This is a genomic window from Phocicoccus schoeneichii, from assembly GCF_014635565.1.
Classification (GTDB): domain Bacteria; phylum Bacillota; class Bacilli; order Staphylococcales; family Salinicoccaceae; genus Phocicoccus; species Phocicoccus schoeneichii.
Genome location: NZ_BMDB01000002.1, coordinates 18,309 through 38,185 on the forward strand (window position 1 = coordinate 18,309; position 19,877 = coordinate 38,185).

Consider the following 19,877-nt stretch of genomic DNA (forward strand, 5'->3'; position numbering starts at 1 on the left):
ATTTCATCCTTTATTTTTAATATTCATCCATGGAATCGCTAAGAGAAACCATAAATGCCTCCAATGCAGAGTGTCTACAAAAAAACTATTAAAAATTATCCCAATAATACATATCGTTACTAATTTATAAAATTCTCTATATTTTTCTGGTGCTTGTCTACTTATTACAAGACTCCGTAGGAGCGTGGTAATTAAAAATAATATAATGATAAGACCACCAATAAACCCATTTTCAGTAAATACTCTGATATATAAACTGTGTGTGGATTGTTTTAAAAACTCTTCTGACTGCCCAGGACCAAAGCCTAGAGGATATAATTCTAAGTAATCTATTGCTTTTTGTTGTTCGCTAAAACGATCTTCGTCGTATGTTTGAAGAGAAGTTCTACGATTAAATAGTTCTCCAGCTTCTGTATTATTTATTAAATAATTCAGAAAAGGGACTAAAATAGCAATCAAGATTATAATTAATTTTAATTTGTTTATGTATTTACTATTAACAAATAAAATAAAAAAAGTCATTACAATAACATAATTTCCCCATGCAGCTCTTGAAAAGCTGAGCAATACGCCAGTCGTTAATATAATATAAGTTAATATTAATATTATAGTTTTAAATATGGTTATATTTTTTTTCGAACTGCGCCAGAGGACATATCCTGCAGGGGGAATTAAAAAAGGACCAAAAACATTTGGATCCTTAAAAAAACTTTTTATACGTGCAGACCCATATAATAAAAAATCTAATGATTCAATTTTAGAAAAATAAGCAACAATTCCTATAACAGAAACAACTACTGCTGTAAGTGTGTATGCGTTAAATATTGTAAGTAAACTCCTGATATCTAAATACGATAAAATTCCTACATACCCTAACCACATAACTATGCAGTACATTGTAATCGAAAAAAACAGAAAGGCAGTAGAAATGTCTTTTATAAAAAATAAAGAAATTAAATTCGTGATTATATAAGAAACCATCAAAAAAATAGGTAAAAAATGAGAATCATAATATCGATATGTTCTAAAAATTAAAGAAATTAGTAATAATAAAATAATTAATAAGTCATAAGGTGAAGGTTCTATAAAAACTATTGAACTAGCCAAAGTAATTAAAAACAAAAATGTGTTCATATATTTTTGTTTTGTATTATTTGTTTTCAACAAGACCTTCACCTCTTATAATTTTTTTATAAATTTTTATAGATTAATGATATTCTAACAAGAACAACTAAAACTAACCCAATTAGATAAGCTACGGCCGTGTTAAATAAGATATTCGGTGAGATTGGTTTAGCGTTTTTAGACACTCGTGCTTCTGTCATTATTTTTATATTATCTATCCCCATTACTTTAGGAATTTCTTCTTTTACAGTTTCTGCATATAAGTTGACCATTTCAACAGCTTTTTTATGAGAATCAGATTCCATAACCAATCCAATGATTTGACTATTAGAATGGGTGATTACTTTTAACCCTTTTCTTAATTGACTTTCCTTGTACTCATTTTCACTATTTTCACTAGCCGTTTCTAGAACTTTTGAGCTTTTAATAATCCCCTCATATGTTGGAATTAATCTTAAATTTGTATCTACATCTAATGGATTTTCACTATCTTGTTGAACAGTGTTTACTAATAATTCGGCTTTAGATGAATATATTGGGGTAATATAATACTTACTGAAAAGAAAACCAATCGCTCCAAATAGTAGTGGAATAAAAATTAAGTATAGCCATCCTTTTTTAAGAGATCTCAGAATATCTTTTAGTTGAATTTCTTTTTCCATTTTAGTCACTCTCCTTAATAACTATCTTTACTCATTACCACTTTCCAAAATGTTTTAAATAAAATTTTAAAATCTAATGTAAAAGATACATTCTCTACATATGTATTATCCCACTTTATTTTCTCGCCATGTGTAATAGATGATCGTCCGTTAATTTGAGCAAGCCCTGATAAACCTGGTTTTACCTTTAGTCTGTTGTTTTGATTTTGGTTATAATACCGAGTAAATTCTGGCACTTCTGGTCTTGGTCCAATAAAACTCATATCTCCTTTTATAACATTAATTAATTGTGGAAGTTCATCTAAACTCGTTTTTCTTAAAAAATAACTTAATTTTGTTATTCCTTTAGGACTACTTGTTTCATATATAAAATCATCTGGTATTCCATTAGTCCACTCTCTATTTACATTGGGGTGATTATTGTGAGTTAAGGGCATACTCCTAAATTTCCACATATTAAATATTTTTCCATTTTTACCCACCCTTTTTTGTTTAAAAAAAATAGGCCAACCACTATCTAGAAAAATAAATATCCCGATAATTAAAAAAACAGGAGTCATTAGTACAATAAGTATTACACTAAAAATAATATCTAGTGCCGATTTAATTTGTAAATATTTCAATTTCATTGCCTTCCCTACATATTTTTTACCTTTACTTAATATGCCATCTTCGGTGTTAACTGTCAACTTTTAAATTCTTTCAACTAATAAAATGCTTATTAGACAAAAATTTAAATAAAGCAGAAAATGATTATTATCAACTGCCTTTATTTAATGAGGAATTTAAAATTTTTGATAAGAAAAAATTAAAAAAACTTTAAAGTTATATAAAGCATACTTTAATAGAGCCTAATATTAATTTATTAAGTTTACAGCTGTTTGATATTTTTGAGAATACTCTCTCTGTATCCTAGTTAATTATTTTTAATTTTTAAAAATGTTCACTTACAAGAAAAGATACTACTCGTTATTTAAAATAAACTTTTGCTTGTGAAGATTTTTTTGCGATAATTACTGTTGTCATGATATCATCCTCTTTCCATTCAAATAAAAAAGAGGATAAAATAATGACTTCTATCCTCGTCGTTTCTTATTGTTTGTCTTCTTTATTCATATTCCATGTCACGGTGGCGTCGTAACTGACTTTTTCTTTATATTTGGTAACAAGTGTCCCCACTTGTGTTGTGTTTAATAACGTTTGGTCTTCTTTTAAAAAGGGGTTATGGTAGTATTATGCTTCAAATGCGTCTCGCGTTTTAATCGAGTACGTTCCTGCGTTGTGATGAATGAATACATAATCATTCACATTTTCTTCACTATACTTCTCGCTAAACGTTTATAATGTACTAGAAAACTTACTGACTTCTTCTTTGATTCCTAACATAGTAACATATTTTTGTGTGGGATTTTCTATTTATTCTTGAACCTCTTGATTTAAATAAGTATTCTCATGAACGTGTTTGGAATTAAATGCTTCAATGCGTGCACTCTGTAACTCATTTTTACTAATATATTCTATTTGAACATCAACACCGTGAATTAATTGTTCACTCGTTTTTTTTTATGTTTCCAAATGCTTTTTATAACTTTTCGGGGTTCGCTTCTAGTAAATGATTGATCCACTGATTTACATAATCGAGCGAATAGTAAGACGATACGACATGCGCTATCATTTCTGCTTCCATCTCCTTAATATGAATGGAAGAATAGGTATCTACGCCATGAAGATGGTAATGTGCTAACTCATGAAAAGTCACTCTTATTTTTTCCGTTTCTGTAGCATTATCTATTGACACATATTATCTATACGTATATTTTCCGTAAAATTTTTAATAAGTTAATATAACGGTCGTTTTTTGTAGTATTATATAAATAACAAGTTAAATTTTTTAAAGGAGTTTTATATGAATCAAAATGTTAGTGATAAAGTTAAATTTAAAGCGAGTGATATAATATATATTGTTAGTATATTTATGTTTCTATATCCTTTTGTTTTAGCTACTCCTCATCTTATATCCTTAATGATTACAGCAGTAAAACCGGACATTGGAACTATTTACCTCACTTTCTGGTATATATTTAGTTATTCATGGATTATAGGATTATTTATTTTTGTTATTGGATTGTTAGTTTCTTCAAAAATAAAAATTAATAAAAATATTATTTGTCTACTAATTGAAGGGGTCTTAGTATTAATTGCTCCATTCATAGGTAAATGGATATTGATTCATATCTCATCATATTTATTATATGGTTTGTTAATATTCATTATTTTTCCTGGGCTTTTTAGCGGACATTTAAGTTACTATATAATTTTGAATAAAAAATTTGTTATTGAAAATAGGAAAGAGATTTTTGTGAGCCTTATTACCTTCATTTTAGGAAATTTTACATTAGCAAAATCTATAGCTTCAATTTTACAGATAAAATAATTTTAAAAGCTAAATGACCTATGTCAAAAAATTATAGTTATTTAACTTAATACTTCGATGGTAGCACTCCTAACGGAGTGCTTTTATTATGCTCCATCATCTGACATCAATGACTACAAAGCAGTATTGAATAAAATCAGGTTCAGTCGTGTGAAATGCAAAGCATTTCGTTTTCTCACACTCCATTTCGCTAAGTAGTTATTTGTTTTGATGCTGACACTAATCTATTTTGCGCTAGCAACGCAAGGGTAAACATGCAGTTGATCCTAACTCGCACACTCATAAGGATAACTAGCCCTTGCATCACACTTAAAATAGCTTAAATACGTGTCACAAAACAAAATACCTACTGCTTCACTACGGTGAGTGTAGTAGAAAAAAAGAAAGAAGGAATTCAAATGGAACATGTAGATGAAGTTTTATTTAGTATAACAGCAGGAGATGTAGATTTCGTATTTGAAACAGAATTTCCAGAAGTATCAGAAGAACAAAGAGAATCAATCAAAAAAAGATTATCTCAAGGGTTATATAGTGAATGGATAGAAGATGTTAAAGAATTTATAGACTATGAACTGAATTAATAACCATATAGAAGGTACAATATGTACCTTCTATATTAAAAAGTGGGGGAGATATTATGATTAGAATTTATGAAAATTATGGAAAAACAGATATATTTGTAGTAAATCAGGAACAGGTTAAAGAGCTTATTAGTAAGTTGGAAACGAGGTTCAATAAAAATGATTTAAATAGATTTATATGTAAAGAAGATGATATGTGGATAGCAATTGATAATAGTACAGCAGATGCTTTTGTAGAAGAATATGATTCACTAGAAGAAGCTTTTCAATATTTACTTTTTGATGATGAGTATAGTCTTACTGAAATTGAAGAAAAAGAAATCAGTAATTGGATTTGTAATTATGAAACAAAATCTAAGATTTGTTCTTTAATCGGTTATAATGTATAAGGTATAACTTATACATTATAACCTTCTATTATGAGTGGAAGTGTCCTAACGACACTTCCATAATCATCAGTATCTTCAAAAAAATATATTGATGATTATTATATTAATTAAACGTAAGCACTCCTAACGGAGTACTTTTTATTATGCTCCTTCATCTGACATCAATGACTACAAAGCAGCATTGAACAAGATCAGATTCAGTCGAGTGAAACGCAAAGCGTTTCGTTTCCTCACACTCCATTTCGCTAAGTAGTTATTTGTTTTGATTCTGACACTAATCTATTTTGCGTTAGCAACGCAAGGGTAAACATGCAGTTGATCCTAACTCGTATACTCATAAGGATAACTAGCCCTTGCATCACACTTAAAATAGATTAAATACGTGTCACAAAACAAAATTCCTACTGCTTCATTTCAGTGAGTGTAGTAGAAAAAAGGACTGGTAGACATGAGAAAAATATTTGTAGAAGAATTATCACAGAAAAGTAAAGATTTATTTACACACTTAGCTAAGCAGTTTTCAAAAGAAAATAACGTAAATTTAGATGAGTTGCTTGATGGATTAGAAAGTAGAATAAGTGATTTACAGCATGATTCAGAAAATGCTTTAGGATTTAGAATCTGTGAAAACCCAGAATGTAGAGAACTTTTTAATGATGGATATATGATGGAAGATAACTGTGAGAACTATTGTTCAAGAGAATGTGCTGAAAAAATATATCCAGAAATTGTAGAAGAAGATTATGGTACAGACACAATTTTTTGGACAGAATGGCAACCAGAATAATATGCAATAAGGTATATAATGTATAACAAATAATATTAATCATATCGCAAAAGGAGAAATTAACATGAACATTAGTAAATCAGAAATCAAAGCAGTAGTAACTAACTTATTCGACAACGCATTAGAAGGAACAAACACACACCAAATCATTGGTAACGTAGATATTGAAGTACTTCCAAAAAGTTCTAAAGACCGTGTAGACGTCTTTATTGCTAAAGCAGATGAAGGCACAACTAACTTTTACGACAGACCACAAGATGCATTGTTAGCAAGAATGGAATACTTAGGAAGCGAAAAACGCTACAATGAAGCAGTAGAGAGAGCGACAGAAGTTATTTAGGGTATTCGGATTATCGTGTGGAACTCCCCAAATAAATAGATAATGTTTATCTTATCGTAAATCGGATAATAGTGTGGAATTATTACAAACCCTCCTAATTGCTCACAAAAAAAACTCTCCATTTAATAATAAGTATTTCAATACAAAATCTCTTTTCATAAAGTATCTTCTTTCTATTGACTCTAACGTAACGTAATACTTTATAGTGGTAATTGTAATTGAAGGAGGTGCAAAGTGATGGATATGAAGATAAAAGAAGTGGCAGAATTGGTTGGTGTTAGTATTCGTACACTTCATCATTATGATCAGATTGGATTGCTGACCCCAAAAGAAACCACTGATTCTGGTTATCGACTCTATTCAGAAGAAAACCTTGAAACATTACAACAAATTTTATTTTTCAAGGAACTTGGATTCACCTTAAAGGAAATTAAAAAGATTATTAACAGCCCTTCATTTAACCGACAAGAAGCATTGATTTTACAACGAAAAATGTTGATTGAGAAACGAAATAAAGTCGATAAAATGATTAAAACCATTGATAAGACGATTAAACATATGGCGGGAGAAATACAAATGACAAATGAAGAGAGGTTTGAGGGAATTAAATTTGGATTCAACCAATTTGAAGAAGAGGCTCGTCGCCGTTGGGGAAATCAATCTATCGATGAGATAAACACAAAACTAAAGGGAATGTCCAAAGATGAACAAAATGATTTATCTGATAGATGGAATATGATCTTCAATAAACTTGCATGCCTTCGTGATCAATCCCCCGAATCCCAAGAGGTACAAGCAACAATTAAAGAATGGTATGACTTTTTAAATAAAAACTTTAGTAAGTACTCTCTTGATGCCTTTTATGGATTAGGTCAACTCTATATTAATGATGAACGTTTCACAAAAAATATAGATCAGTATGGTGAGGGTTTAGCAAAACTCATGAGTGAGGCGATGAAGGTCTTTACGAATAATCAAATAAGAGGTGGTAGAAATGAAAATAATAATTGAGGATACAATTGAACAATACGAAAAATTGTTTTCAATGGAAGAAGATAAAGAAAATTTTTATCGGTACTCAATGATGAAGCCCTTTGAAAAGATGTGGAATATGATTAATGTTCCATTAAAGGCTAAGCAACCTAATGGGTATGATGTAATAATGGCTACAAATATGCTTGGCTATCTTAATGTATCAGATACTCAAACTGGAAGACAAGCATTAGAAAGTTTAAAAGAAATTCAGGCTCTTCAAACAGCTCATAGCACCTTGAATCATTGTATTGATTTTATTGAAAAAAATAATATAAATATTAACGCTGATGAATTGAGATTTGGTATGTATATAGCTGACCCGAAGAAGCTCGAATTACAAAAAGGTTATTGTGGTTTTGGAGGAATTCCAGGGTTTATTCAAGTATCTATTTACCCAAACTCCTATAATATTCCAAGGATTCCTGCTGTAATTGCACATGAATTCCATCATAATATCCGTTTTTCATATTTTGATTGGGATCATGGAGACGTTACTGTTGGTGATTACTTAATTATAGAGGGTTTAGCTGAGTCATTTGCAAAAGAAATTTATGGAGAAAATCTTTTAGGACCTTGGGTTACTTCTTTTGATAAAGAGGACTTAGAATATTCAAAAGAAGTTATAAAGGATGCTTTAGATATTAAAGGATTTGCTGAGGTCAGCAGTTATATGTTTGGTGATACCATTGCAAAGGAACAAGGCTATCAACCTGTTGGCTTATCACCATTTGCAGGTTATGCAGTAGGCTACCAAGCAGTGCAGTCTTTCATGGAAACCAATAATGTGGGAATAGAAGAAGCTACCTTACTTGACACAGATGAAATACTAAGCAATTGTGGACTGTTTTCTAAATAACCTGTTTGTACTAATGAAGGCATTACTGTGATAGCTAAGTAATGCCTTTCTTATTTAATTGCAATTCATATGATTTTCTTATTAAATGCTCAATAAAACAAAGGAAAATGAAATAATGACAACTAATATGCTCAATCTACCAAGTTTTAAGATTCTTGATATGAAGGAGAGTGAATATGATTATAGGTTCTTAGTTGAGACTATATTGCCACCTCCTTCTTATTGCCCAAAATGTGGTACGGTTGCTAATCTATATAAGCATGGTAAAAAGTAACAATTATTCTTTGATTTGCCGATGCACGCTAAACGAGTTGGGATCTTTGTTAAGAGACAACGTTACAAATGTAATGAGTGTGGGGCTACATTCTTTGAAAGTCTTCCAGATATAGATGAAGGGCGTTCTGTTACTAATAGGCTAATTAATTGGATTCAAGAAACAAGCCTTGAAATGACGTTTACCAGTGTTGCAGAAGAGATTGGCGTTGATGAAAAGACTGTACGAAACATCTTTAATGACTACGTTGATGAGCTTGAAGCTCAAACTGATTTTAGAACTCCTAAATGGCTTGGTATTGATGAAGTCCATTTACTTAAAAACTATCGTTGTGTCATCACAGATGTTGAAAACAAGTCAGTAATTGACATCTTACGAAAACGTAATAAAGATAATGTTATCAGTTATCTTTCAAAGCTCCAAGACATTGATAAAATTGAACTTGTAGCAATGGATATGTGGAATCCTTATAAGAGTGCTGTTAACACAGTGATACCACATGCCAAAATCGTAATTGACAAATTCCATGTCGTTAAATTAGCTAATGAAGCCTTAGAGAAAATCCGAAAAGCTAACCGTCAAAATGTTACAGCCAAAGAACGTAGACAACTGATGAGAGATCGTTATGTGCTTCTTACAAGGAGTAAAGACTTAACAGACTTTGATGAACAGATAAAGCTACAAGTATGGACTCAAAACTTTCCATTACTTGGACAGGCTTATGAACTCAAAGAGCAATTCTTTGACATCTATGAAGCTGAATCAATCAACGATGCCTATAAACTCTATCAAGATTGGGTGTCAAATGTACCTAAAGAATTAATGACTTATTTTGAAGATCTGATTAAAGCTGTGAGTAATTGGGAAGAAGAAATATTCAACTATTTCAATTCTCCTATTACAAACGCTTATACGGAATCCCACAATCGTTTAATTAAGACAATGAACCATGTTGGTCGTGGTTACTCTTTTGAAGCCCTTAGAGCAAAGATTTTGTTTACTCAAGGCTATCGTAAAGTTAAAAAGAAAAAGAAATTCAAAGAAGTTGAAGTTACTTTTGGAAAAATGTTACCTGATCAATTCCCAAGTTGGTCACAAACTGGTTATGAATGGGTGTATGAAGAAATTTATGGTGCTGATTTTTCCACACTATTTTCCGATTACCCAATATTTTAAAATAATCTATATATAATCTTATGAACAGTTGTTCAATTAAGTCTAAATGGTCCATTACCCATTACCAATTCATTCTGTTTAAGAAAATAGTCTTAATTTATACGGTTGTTTACCAATAATAAATCTAAAAATATAAAACTCTCTTAATAACATTCCTACTCCAACACAAGTACCAATTATAAATAACAAAGAGAGTATAATAAATGGAATAGTATACTCTATGAAAAGAGAAGTAAAATTATAAATTTCTCTTAAAAAAATAGGGTGAAGTAAATAGATAAATAACGAGAAATTACTAATTAAATGTATAGAATCAAACATGAGAGTATTAAAATTTAAACATATACCCAACATTAGTAAAAACATAAAGGTATGGTAAAAAATGAGTCTACCGTCAAAACTTGTTACCATCCAATAATCATGAGTAAAGAAAAATGAAAAACTTATGAAAGAAACAATTGCTAAAAAAATAATAATCATTAAATACTCACTTAAAAAACGAGTTATTTTGTCGTAATTTTTTCCAATATACCCACCTAAAAAAAAGAAAAAGATCCACCCTAAAATAAAAGTGCTTTCATTAAGTGGATAAACAGAATAGAAAAAATCCGCAAATGAATCATTGTTATGTAACAAACTTAAAAACGTTATTTGTATAATAAATGCTACTCCCAATATAATTTTACTATTAAAAATATTGTAATTAACTTTATAAATTATATAACTCATGACATAAAATTTTAAAATAACTATAATGAAATATCCATACCAATATCCTAAAATGATGTTTTCATAAAACTGTTCTGTAAAACTACCATATCCTTTCATAGTTTCACCAAAACTATAAAATATTCCCATAATTAAATAAGGGACTAAAATATATTTAAAACGTGTTATTAAATAGTTAAAATTAATTTCTTTATAATTTAATGTAGTTAATAATTGAGAAAGTATAATAAAACTCGGTGTTGCAAAGATGAGTAAATTTTGGATAAAGAAAGTAAGTTTTAATTGATCGACATCACTATCTTGTAAATCATTTGTATACGTAGTGATTAAATGAATCAAAACGATAGCTATACAAATGAATGTCCGTAAATAAATTAATTCTGGTTTTTTCTGTTTACTCATTTTTAAATCCTTCCCATTTTTTAATTAAAGTATTAAACGCCTCTTCACTCACAAGTATTCGTGGGAGATAATAATCGTTATGGTCTGGAGTAATTGCTCTTTCCTCTAACGTATAACCATATTTTATATCAGCATTTTTTAAACCAACAATTTTCGATTCTCTCATTTGACCATAAGGATACGCTAATGTTTGATTTTTTATTCCTAATTTTTCTTTTAAATATTGATTACTCTTTTTAAGATCTGCCGTTAGTGCATTAGTGGAACTACTAATTAATTTCGAATCTCCATTTTTATGCAAAGTGTGTAAATCATGAGTATGAGAACTAAATGACCATATTCCTGACTCTTTCATTTCAATTAGTTCTTCCTCTGTAGCTATATTTAAGTTATGAAAATCTTTTGATCCAACTTCCCCAGTTATAACAAAACCAGTAGCTGGAACATCATATTTTTTTAAAATAGGATGAGCATTTCTATAAATCGAATTATCCATATCATCAAAATTAATCCATACACTTCTTTTTGGAAATTCTCCCTGACGTTTATATTTTAAAAGTTCTTCTTCTGTTAAAAAATGGGCATTTTGTTTTTTCAACCATTTTATTTGTGCTTCAAATTGATTGCGTGTAACACTATATGCGTATAACTCTTTACTATTAGAGAAAACTGATAAAAATTTATCTAAAAAGCTGTCATCTCTAATGCGATGATAATTAAGGGCCAACACACTGTTTTCTTCGTATTTTAATTTCTCTTCTTTAGCGATAATAAAATTATCTTTTTGAAAAATTAAACATAATAGAATGAAGATAGGAACAAAAATAAATATTCTTTTAAATTTCTTCATAATTTGACCCCTTTCTTTTTTGAAAAAATAAACTAAGTGTTAAAAAAATAAAAATAACACCAAATGATATTCCCATCATTAGAAAAACATTGTTCATTCCTTCTCGTTCCATATTGAGTACAGATCGAATTAGCAAAACAGTATTAGTATTGAGTTTTAACAACGAACCTCCAATAGCAATCATAGCTATATAACAATAAATCCAAAAAATTAAAGAAAAGACTAGAATAATAATTTCTCTAACAATATTTAACGTAGAATCTACCGTCGGATATTTCCTCGGTCTGGACTTATCCATGTAGCGAACTCTCCTTTTTTTCTTTTAATAGCTTTCGGCAAAGCGAATATAGCGACTAGCGCATTGACAAACCAATAAATAGTAGGATACCAACTTAAAAATATTAAAGTAATAATATTGATTTTTTCATACTTACTATCTAAAATTAGAGCAATAGTAAATTGAATAATATTAATAAATGTTAAAATAAAAGCTGAAATCACAATAATAGAAAATTGATATTTTAAATATGAAATATCTAAAAAATTTGCTTTAATTAAAGTAAAAATTAAAAGTCCTATAACTATATGAATCCATATCAAAGAAAAAATTTGTTCAAATAATAACATATAGAAGGCTGGGTTAAAAGATTTTAGAGCTTTTTTAAAATCTCTAATGAGTACTTCTTGCCCCCCTTGAGCCCATCTAATTCGTTGCTTCCATAAACCTCCAACAGTTTCAGGTACTAGCATCCAACATAACGCACGAGGTTCATATTTTATTTCTAAATTATTGAGATGAAATTTCCAAGAAATTGCGATATCTTCTGTTATCATATCAGTATCCCATTTACCCACTTTTTCTATCGCAGATTTTCTAAATAAAGTAAATACTCCAGATATTGTATTAATTTTTCCGCTAATTGTTTGACTCCGCTTGATAGCTCCTATAATACTTGCATACTCAACGGTTTGAATTTTTCCAAGAATAGATTTTTTATTTCTTATTCTAGGATTCCCAGTAACTGCAGCAAGGTTTGGATTATGTTCAAATGCTTCTAACATATAATAAGGCGCATCATTATCTATGATAGTGTCAGCATCTACCCCCATCACATAATCGTAATCTGCATATTCAAAGCCATGATTTAAAGCGTTTGCTTTACCTTTGTTTTCTTTCAAGTTTATAAAAACAAAATTTAATTTCGTTTTTAGCTTTTCGATTTCTTCTACAGAATTATCTGAACTTCCATCGTTGATTACAATTATTTGTTTATTAGGAAAGTCTAGTTCATAGATATTAGTAATCGTTTCAGCAATCGTGTCAGCTTCGTTATAACATGGAACTAAAAATGAGATTCCTTTAGAGCCCACATTTTTAAAGGCTTTCTTTTCTAACTTCAGTTCATAAAATAAAGCATAATAAATAGTTCCAACTATCCAAAAAATAGACATAAAAATTGGATAGGATAATAAAAGATTGAAAATATTAATTACCTACTCTCTAAATTAAACAACTATAATAACATATTTATTTTTAAATATGAATTAAACTGCTTAAATTTAATTAAACGAATCAATTTCATAATTCTCAGCCCTTGTCCCGCAAGGGCTACAAAACATAAAAAAGGGGGCACCTCCCCAAATCCTGTATAATGGTAATTGTCAAAAGAACCATAAAAAGACTGAAGGAGTACGCCTTATGACCATTATACGACAAGAAAGCTTTTTTAGCATTCAAGAATTATATGACATGGCACCCACCCAAAAGTATGCCGCCATCATTGCCGGCATTGATTTGGATATGATTTATCATGCCGTGATGAAGCAATCCCGGCGTGGTGCGCCGGAATCCGTGAACCATCCGGCCACGATTACGGCCTTTTCATCCTTTTTGTTGAACGCATCCCAACCATCAAAGACCTCGTAGGCCGGTTAAAACATGATGTGGCGTTTAGAATGGATTGTGGATTCCGTGTCGATGACCCGGTCCCCTCCCAAGCCACATTTTCTCGTTTGACAACAAAACTGAGTGATACGAATATTTTGGAACAGGCGCAGGCGGCCGTCATCCGTCAAGCGACTGACGAAGGATTCATCTCAGATGATACGGTGGCGCTTGACGCGACACATGTGGAAGCGCGAGATCAGGCACCGATTGAGAAAGCGACCCGGTCGAAGCCGGCACCCAAGAAACGCGGCCGTAAATCAAAAGATGAACGTGATCAATGGCTGAAAGCGGAAGCTGAAAAAGCAGCCGCGCTGCCGTTGTATGAAAAACCCATCGCTGCCCAACTCGATGCCACTTTGGCAGACTTACGCCAAGCTGTGCCGCAAGACCCGAAATGGGGCATTAAGAAAAATTCAGAAGGCAAAAATATATTCTGGTATGGTTATAAAGTGCATTTGGCCGTCGGTGCCACCAGTCAGTACATTTTACAATCGCTCTTTTCCGGCGGGCAGCTAAACGATGGGAAGGCCGCCATTCCGTTACTCAAAGGCTTGGATGAATGCGTATCATTGCCGCATCTACGCTATCAGACCATGGATGCGGGCTACGACTATGCACCGATTTACACCCAGGTCCATCAGATGGGTCAGCAGTCTGTCATCGCCTACAATCGACGGAATGAACCGGCACCCGATGGTTTCAATCAGTATTTTGCACCACCTGTGTGCGTGAACATGCCTACCGTTACGACAGTTTTGACGCAAAGTATGAGACCTTGAAATATACACAGCCAAAAGAATGTAAAGATTGTCCATTATTGAATGCAGGCGTCTGTCAAAAGGTCTGGAAGATTAAAATCACCAAAGATCTCAGACGATACACCGCACCGGCCAGGGGTTCCAAAGCATGGAAAACAATTTTCAAACGCCGCACAGCCGTTGAACGGGTCAATGCGTATCTTAAAGCATACTTCCAGCTCAACAACGTCAGATACCGGGCCGGCCAACGCGCCAAAGTCCATTTTGATACAGTCGCCTTGGTCTACAATGCGTCCAAACTCGCTGCAGACCGTATCAATGCTCAACTGAGTACTCAAAATGTCGCATGATTTCTGCTTTTAAAAATTCAATATCGAAATTCTGTTCGTCTTTGGATTTTTAAAAGGAGCAATTATGAAATTGATTCAATAAAATAATCAAAACCATAAAGTGTCATTTTTAAAGATAAATTGCATATATTTTAAGTTTTATTCTGCATAACTAACTTTAAAACGAGCTGTCTTCTTGAAAAGATAAGCTCTGGACTTTTTAACTATAGTGCAAGTTATCGCCTAAATCAGTGCAAAATAACATCGAAAGTCACAGGTGATATACAAATAATAATTTTTGTTAATAAAACGGTCGATAATTTTGAACTTGTCTTTTAATCTTATTCATATGATCCTCCTATGTTAAAGCATCGCGCTTTAAAGAGAGTACTTTTGAGTGCGTGCCATACTTACGTCTAATCATTTTTCGAGCATCTGGATTACTGCGCGCTGCAACTTTAATTTCTTTTATTTGATTATTCACTTCAATTGTAGCTGTATAACACTCAGTACCACATCTCATTTATTTCACCTTCTTTTAAATTACAAGTACTCATAATGATTCCTAAGATTATTTTGTGTGTTCCTAGGGTAAGTATATAAAAGGAATTGTCAGATAATGAAAAAATTAGCCATAATTCACTGTACGTTAGTCAACTATCTCTCAATTATTTATGGTCTCTATTATACTTTAAATATAAACGAAGAGGGACCGCTTTAGTCGAAAGCTTTATCTTATTAAGTACTGCAATTTTAACTACCCGAAGTTTCTACAAGACTTATCCACCTGCAAGCGTAATACTTATACCTTATGTAGTGTCGTTATCTTACGCGAGTTATCTAACAGTGGAAGTTATGCATTAAACTATAATACCAAAAATTATTAAAAATAGAGGTGCAATATGAATATCGTAATTACTGGAGGTACTGGTCTTGTTGGAAAAGAAGTCGTAAGCTCTCTTAAAGATAAGTATGATATCTATGTATTAACAAGAAGCGATCGACAAAATACTGAGAATATTACTTATATTAACTGGGATAGGAATGATTGGGAAAAAGAAATGCCAAAAGATGTGTATGCTGTCATCAATTTAGCTGGAGCTTCTTTACAAAAGCGTTGGACAAAAGAGCATAAAAAAAATATTATTTCTAGTCGAGTAGATACAACGAAACGCCTATACAATTATTTTAAACAAAATAGGGCGCCCCAAGTATTATTTAACGCAAGTGCTGTAGGGTATTATACACCTTCTAAATTTAAAACTTATGATGAAACTGACATTTGTATTCCAGATGATTTTTTATCTGACGTGGTATCATTATGGGAGGGGTACGCACGTGCCTTCAAAAAACTGGGTACACGAGTCATTATTGGACGATTTGGTATCATTTTTTCCAATAAAGGCGGTGCACTTCCACTGATGGTGAAACCTTACCACTTTTTTGTAGGTGGACCAATTGGTGACGGACAACAATGGTTTAGTTGGGTTCATATTGATGATGCAATACGTGTAATTAATCAATCGATTTATATGAACGAGTATGATGGTGTATTCAATATTACAAGTCCAAATCCACTTACACAAAACGATTTAGGAAAAGCAATTGGGACAAAACTAGGTAAACCTCACTGGATTCCTGTCCCTGCGTTAGTATTAAAAGTGATACTTGGTGAACAATCAAATATGATCTTAAACACGCAAAAAGTATTGCCAGTAAGACTTGAATCCAAAGGCTTTGAATTTAAGTTTTCTAACATTAATGATGCTTTAATTGATTTAATATAAGAGTATACAAAAAATGCCCTCTATGCACAAATGATTATGTTTTGCATAGGGGGCATTTTAACAAATTTCACACTCCGAATCTTCGTCTTTCTTCTGTTCCGGCTCTGCTACTTCAAACTCTGTCTGTTCATATTCCGATGACTTAGCAAATTCATCTGAAAAATACTCTAAAATTGTTTTCCTCATGTTTCTCACTCCCATTTTCTGAAAAATACTTACAATTTAATTATACAAGTTAATAGCCATTTCATGTTACAATTCAACTTGGAAAATTTCTAAAATAAGGGATTATTTAAAGACTTCTTCTAATTCTGTTTCGTCAGAACAATCTATACATGCGTTCATGGAATTTTCCAGCAAATATAATGCATTATTATTACTTTCAATCGTTTCTGATGCGATGCAATTACTTGGTACCCATAGATTATATTCAAGCATGTAAGCATCAAATGCAGTAAAAGTTACGCAAAAATCTCCAGCTATTCCCGTTAAAATAAGATTTCTCGCACAATATCATTTAATAATGTCTGTAGTTGAGTACCGTAAAAACCCGAATGCTTTGGTTTAATAAGAAAAATATCACCCTCACTTGGTTCTATTTCTTCAATGATTTCTTTAGCAATGCCTTTCTTTGCTTCTTTTATTAATGCTGTCTTATCTTCTGTCCACATTCCGTAATTATCATTTACATAGACTATTGGAATACCTTGTTCTTTCGCATGTTTTTTTAAATTTAAAAGTGGTTCAATGATATGTTTTGTGTGTTTCAGAAGATTTTCACTACCAATAAAATCCATATTATTAATCATATCAATGATAAGTAATACAGTTTTTTCTTTCATTTCTTGCACGCCCCTTTATCTATAACTCTATTAATTTCGGATAAATTAAAAATAGCTCATCAATAAGATGAGCTATTTTATATTAGTGAATATGGTTAGAATCGATCATTTTTATCGAGACGATCTTTATCCACTAAAGTATCTTCTTCAACATAACGATCTTTGTTTACTAATGAATCCTCTTCAACATAACCATCTTCTCTATTTCTAGAATTGTTAACATTAACATCACCAGTGTTTTCAATGTCTAATTCTTCTCTTCTTACAGTTTCTTCAACATGTTTATCTTCCGTGACTCTTTCTTTACCAATAGATACTTCCTCAGTAACTACTGATTTTTTGTCAACATTGATTTGTTCTTCGCTTACTGGAATAGAAAACTCTTCATTTTTAAAATCATGATGGCTTGATTCTCTTTCGCCATCAACCGCATGACGTTCGATAACTACTTCTTCATGTTCTACAGGTACGTCAACTGATTCTCTTTCTTCAACAACGTTTTTAGATACATTCACTTCACCCGTTTGAACTTCATTAGTGTTAACATCTAATTTTTCCTCTGATAGTTCAATTGTACGGTTATCTTCATAATTCTCATCTCTATTATAAGCTGATTCATCCACTACACCATCTCTAGTGTAAGTCGCGTCTTGAACATTATCTCGATCATCTTCCACAACTAAAAGTACTTTACCCGCATCAATATCAGATCTGTAGTCTACTAAAGGATCTTCATGTCCTCCACGTGGGTAACGATCATATTCATCCTCTACTGTAAATGCGTTAACGATTTTATCCCAAAGAGACTCATCTTTGAGACCCTTATCTTCGTCATAGTTTTCAGGAGTTTTCACATTAATACCTGAATTATTTAAATAAGAATCTCTTGTAGTGACATTAGAGATTAACGTAATATCTTTTGAACTATATCCTTCACTCTGTAAACGTTTAGCGGCTTCTAATGCTTCATCAACAGTATTGTAACTACCTTTAACAAAACTCATTATAAATTGCCTCCTATAAAATCAATGATTTATATTCTGCTTACATGTGATTTATTCCCGATATAACCAATGATAAACATTTTTGAAAAATTAATTTTAAAAAAATTATACTTAAGAATCTAAAACTGTCTTTTATAAAGAGTATCTAGGATGCAAACTATATCTCTATTAGGTGTAGAGAATAATGTTCTAAAAAGTACTGTTAAATCATGTTAGACCTTTAATCTATTACATATTTCTTTCTGTGATGTTTTAGGTACTCGTTCATGAGTTCGGATAATTCAATACCATTGTATCCCACCGCGATACTTGTATTCACGTTAATACCAGGTAGTCCTAAGACAACATTGGCTTTTGTCGTTTTTTTGGCAAATGCAGATTGGTAACGTAGCGTCTGCTCTAGTTTTTTTAATTGAATATTCACAAATTGTTGTCCAGACATTTCAGCATATTGTATCTGACTCACTGCGCTCCATTCAATTAACTGTTCTTCCGTCGCAATCATCGATGATTAGTCGTAGAAGCCATTATCAGTAAGAATTAATAACTTATCTCCAGTGCGATACATTTTAAACCATGCAATCAGGCAAACAATAAAAAAACAAATCCCATTCCACCAATCACAGCATGTAGTATACTCCTGTAAGCCAGACTAGCGTAAAGTATAACTCCATTTAAAAGTATAAGCAGAACACACAGTAACATGAGCATCATTGTTTTCTTATTGCTCTTCTTGATTATAATTTCTTCCATATGATTTAATCCTCTTTAATTATATAGAAGGTATTAATTAGGTATTAAAATTTATGCTGGTCGGTAGTAACAAATAATTGATTTTTGTCTATAAATTCATCTTTCTAAGTAAATATCGATAAATAAACATTATACTTCTAAAGAGAAACAATCATCTCATCAATTGCTTTATTGAATTGAACTAGTGTATGTTCCTTATTGAAAAGAGGTAGACCCATGACTCTATAATTATTGTTGAATGTATATTTTTACTATAGCCAGAAATGTGACGACACATTTCTGGACGGACGTTTTAAATAGCCCATATCATATGTATCTTAAACTAAAGTGATATAAGGCATAAGTTATATATTATAACCTATACCTTATAGCATATTATTGTGGTTGCCATTCTGTTCAAAAAATTGTGTCTGTGTCATAATTTTCTTCTACAATGTCTGGATATATTTTTCTGCACATTCTCTTGAACAATAGTTCTCACAGTTATCTTCCATCATATATCCTTCATTGAATAACTCTCTGCATTCTGGATTCTCACAAATTCTAAATCCTAAAGCACTTTCTGAATCATGCTGTAAATCACTTATTTTACTTTCTAATCCATCAAGTAACTCATCTAAATTTACGTTATTTTCTTTTGAAAACTGTTTAGCTAAGGCTGTAAATAAATCCTTACTTTTCTGTGATAATTCTTCTACAAATATTTTTCTCATGTCTACCAGTCCCTTTTTCTACTACACTCACTGTAATGAAGCAGTAGATATTTTGTTTTGTGACACATATTTAATCTATTCATAGTGAAATGCAAGGGCTAGT

At 31.5% G+C, this 19,877-nt stretch carries 24 protein-coding genes and 1 pseudogene; 11 read left to right on the top strand and 14 right to left on the bottom strand.

Annotated features, from left to right (window positions below):
• Positions 1 to 3 precede the first annotated feature (3 nt).
• Genes IEU51_RS05110 through IEU51_RS05120 form a run of 3 tightly spaced genes read right to left on the bottom strand, consistent with a single transcriptional unit; the run spans position 4 to position 2,416 of the window.
• A complete protein-coding gene (locus IEU51_RS05110; RefSeq protein ID WP_186088627.1) occupies positions 4 to 1,164 on the bottom strand; it encodes an O-antigen ligase family protein in 1,161 nt (386 codons plus the stop codon).
• Positions 1,165 to 1,190: 26 nt separating this feature from the next.
• Positions 1,191 to 1,787, bottom strand: coding sequence for a YveK family protein (locus IEU51_RS05115; protein WP_186088626.1), 597 nt, complete (start codon positions 1,785 to 1,787; stop codon positions 1,191 to 1,193).
• Positions 1,788 to 1,801: 14 nt separating this feature from the next.
• Entirely contained in the window at positions 1,802 to 2,416 is a 615-nt protein-coding gene (locus tag IEU51_RS05120; protein ID WP_186088625.1) for a sugar transferase, read from the bottom strand.
• A 1,277-nt stretch (positions 2,417 to 3,693) separates the two neighbouring features.
• Between IEU51_RS05120 and IEU51_RS05125 the strand changes: the two genes are divergently transcribed.
• The 8 genes from IEU51_RS05125 to IEU51_RS05160 all read left to right on the top strand — a co-directional run bounded on the left by IEU51_RS05125 (position 3,694) and on the right by IEU51_RS05160 (position 9,659).
• Entirely contained in the window at positions 3,694 to 4,221 is a 528-nt protein-coding gene (locus IEU51_RS05125; protein ID WP_186088624.1) for a hypothetical protein, read from the top strand.
• 398 nt (positions 4,222 to 4,619) lie between these two features.
• Positions 4,620 to 4,802 (top strand): hypothetical protein, encoded by a 183-nt coding sequence (locus tag IEU51_RS05130; protein ID WP_188349283.1) that lies wholly within the window; start codon positions 4,620 to 4,622, stop codon positions 4,800 to 4,802.
• A gap of 56 nt (positions 4,803 to 4,858) precedes the next feature.
• Positions 4,859 to 5,191: a hypothetical protein gene (locus IEU51_RS05135; protein ID WP_102167111.1), complete on the top strand. Its 333-nt coding sequence runs from the start codon at positions 4,859 to 4,861 to the stop codon at positions 5,189 to 5,191.
• Positions 5,192 to 5,639: 448 nt separating this feature from the next.
• Positions 5,640 to 5,978, top strand: coding sequence for a hypothetical protein (locus IEU51_RS05140; protein ID WP_162887961.1), 339 nt, complete (start codon positions 5,640 to 5,642; stop codon positions 5,976 to 5,978).
• Between the two features lie 64 nt (positions 5,979 to 6,042).
• A complete protein-coding gene (locus tag IEU51_RS05145; protein WP_186088613.1) occupies positions 6,043 to 6,318 on the top strand; it encodes a hypothetical protein in 276 nt (91 codons plus the stop codon).
• A 237-nt stretch (positions 6,319 to 6,555) separates the two neighbouring features.
• Positions 6,556 to 7,329 carry a MerR family transcriptional regulator gene (locus tag IEU51_RS05150; protein WP_186088612.1) on the top strand — a complete coding sequence of 258 codons (774 nt, stop codon included), beginning with the start codon at positions 6,556 to 6,558 and terminating at the stop codon, positions 7,327 to 7,329.
• Complete coding sequence (locus IEU51_RS05155) at positions 7,313 to 8,209, top strand: DUF2268 domain-containing protein (protein WP_186088611.1); 897 nt, start codon at positions 7,313 to 7,315, stop codon at positions 8,207 to 8,209. Before IEU51_RS05150 ends, IEU51_RS05155 begins: the two co-directional genes overlap by 17 nt.
• Before the next feature lie 295 nt (positions 8,210 to 8,504).
• The gene (locus tag IEU51_RS05160) at positions 8,505 to 9,659 is read left to right on the top strand and encodes an ISL3 family transposase (protein WP_186088610.1); all 1,155 of its coding nucleotides are present in this window, start codon (positions 8,505 to 8,507) and stop codon (positions 9,657 to 9,659) included.
• A gap of 78 nt (positions 9,660 to 9,737) precedes the next feature.
• On the opposite strand, the gene icaC is transcribed toward IEU51_RS05160, so the two are convergent.
• The 4 genes from icaC to icaA are packed head-to-tail and all read right to left on the bottom strand — an operon-like array spanning position 9,738 to position 13,131.
• Positions 9,738 to 10,790, bottom strand: a complete 1,053-nt coding sequence (gene icaC / locus IEU51_RS05165) for a polysaccharide intercellular adhesin biosynthesis/export protein IcaC (protein ID WP_188349284.1) — start codon at positions 10,788 to 10,790, stop codon at positions 9,738 to 9,740.
• Positions 10,783 to 11,640 (bottom strand): intercellular adhesin biosynthesis polysaccharide N-deacetylase, encoded by an 858-nt coding sequence (gene icaB / locus IEU51_RS05170; RefSeq protein ID WP_186088616.1) that lies wholly within the window; start codon positions 11,638 to 11,640, stop codon positions 10,783 to 10,785. The genes icaC and icaB overlap by 8 nt, the downstream gene beginning before the upstream one ends.
• On the bottom strand, positions 11,627 to 11,938 hold the full coding sequence (gene icaD, locus IEU51_RS05175) for an intracellular adhesion protein IcaD (RefSeq protein ID WP_186088617.1): 312 nt from the start codon (positions 11,936 to 11,938) through the stop codon (positions 11,627 to 11,629). The genes icaB and icaD overlap by 14 nt, the downstream gene beginning before the upstream one ends.
• On the bottom strand, positions 11,902 to 13,131 hold the full coding sequence (gene icaA / locus IEU51_RS05180) for a poly-beta-1,6 N-acetyl-D-glucosamine synthase IcaA (RefSeq protein WP_186088630.1): 1,230 nt from the start codon (positions 13,129 to 13,131) through the stop codon (positions 11,902 to 11,904). The genes icaD and icaA overlap by 37 nt, the downstream gene beginning before the upstream one ends.
• Positions 13,132 to 13,339: 208 nt before the next feature.
• On the opposite strand from icaA, the pseudogene IEU51_RS05185 reads away from it, so the two are divergent.
• Positions 13,340 to 14,696: pseudogene (locus IEU51_RS05185) on the top strand (transposase).
• 337 nt (positions 14,697 to 15,033) lie between these two features.
• Here IEU51_RS05185 and IEU51_RS05190 read toward each other — a convergent pair.
• Positions 15,034 to 15,198, bottom strand: a complete 165-nt coding sequence (locus IEU51_RS05190; RefSeq protein ID WP_186088618.1) for a hypothetical protein — start codon at positions 15,196 to 15,198, stop codon at positions 15,034 to 15,036.
• An 86-nt stretch (positions 15,199 to 15,284) separates the two neighbouring features.
• Between IEU51_RS05190 and IEU51_RS05195 the strand changes: the two genes are divergently transcribed.
• Positions 15,285 to 15,539: a TspO/MBR family protein gene (locus tag IEU51_RS05195; RefSeq protein ID WP_186088619.1), complete on the top strand. Its 255-nt coding sequence runs from the start codon at positions 15,285 to 15,287 to the stop codon at positions 15,537 to 15,539.
• 38 nt (positions 15,540 to 15,577) lie between these two features.
• The gene (locus IEU51_RS05200) at positions 15,578 to 16,462 is read left to right on the top strand and encodes a TIGR01777 family oxidoreductase (protein WP_186088620.1); all 885 of its coding nucleotides are present in this window, start codon (positions 15,578 to 15,580) and stop codon (positions 16,460 to 16,462) included.
• 57 nt (positions 16,463 to 16,519) lie between these two features.
• On the opposite strand, the gene IEU51_RS09360 is transcribed toward IEU51_RS05200, so the two are convergent.
• The 6 genes from IEU51_RS09360 to IEU51_RS05220 all read right to left on the bottom strand — a co-directional run bounded on the left by IEU51_RS09360 (position 16,520) and on the right by IEU51_RS05220 (position 19,774).
• Complete coding sequence (locus IEU51_RS09360) at positions 16,520 to 16,648, bottom strand: hypothetical protein (RefSeq protein WP_268234187.1); 129 nt, start codon at positions 16,646 to 16,648, stop codon at positions 16,520 to 16,522.
• Between the two features lie 102 nt (positions 16,649 to 16,750).
• On the bottom strand, positions 16,751 to 16,957 hold the full coding sequence (locus IEU51_RS09365; RefSeq protein WP_308808176.1) for an isochorismatase family protein: 207 nt from the start codon (positions 16,955 to 16,957) through the stop codon (positions 16,751 to 16,753).
• Complete coding sequence (locus tag IEU51_RS09370) at positions 16,951 to 17,304, bottom strand: isochorismatase family protein (RefSeq protein WP_268234188.1); 354 nt, start codon at positions 17,302 to 17,304, stop codon at positions 16,951 to 16,953. The genes IEU51_RS09365 and IEU51_RS09370 overlap by 7 nt, the downstream gene beginning before the upstream one ends.
• Positions 17,305 to 17,399: 95 nt before the next feature.
• The gene (locus tag IEU51_RS05210; RefSeq protein WP_186088621.1) at positions 17,400 to 18,308 is read right to left on the bottom strand and encodes a YsnF/AvaK domain-containing protein; all 909 of its coding nucleotides are present in this window, start codon (positions 18,306 to 18,308) and stop codon (positions 17,400 to 17,402) included.
• 220 nt (positions 18,309 to 18,528) lie between these two features.
• On the bottom strand, positions 18,529 to 18,813 hold the full coding sequence (locus tag IEU51_RS05215) for an STM3941 family protein (RefSeq protein WP_186088622.1): 285 nt from the start codon (positions 18,811 to 18,813) through the stop codon (positions 18,529 to 18,531).
• A 676-nt stretch (positions 18,814 to 19,489) separates the two neighbouring features.
• The gene (locus IEU51_RS05220; RefSeq protein ID WP_186088623.1) at positions 19,490 to 19,774 is read right to left on the bottom strand and encodes a hypothetical protein; all 285 of its coding nucleotides are present in this window, start codon (positions 19,772 to 19,774) and stop codon (positions 19,490 to 19,492) included.
• Positions 19,775 to 19,877 lie beyond the last annotated feature (103 nt).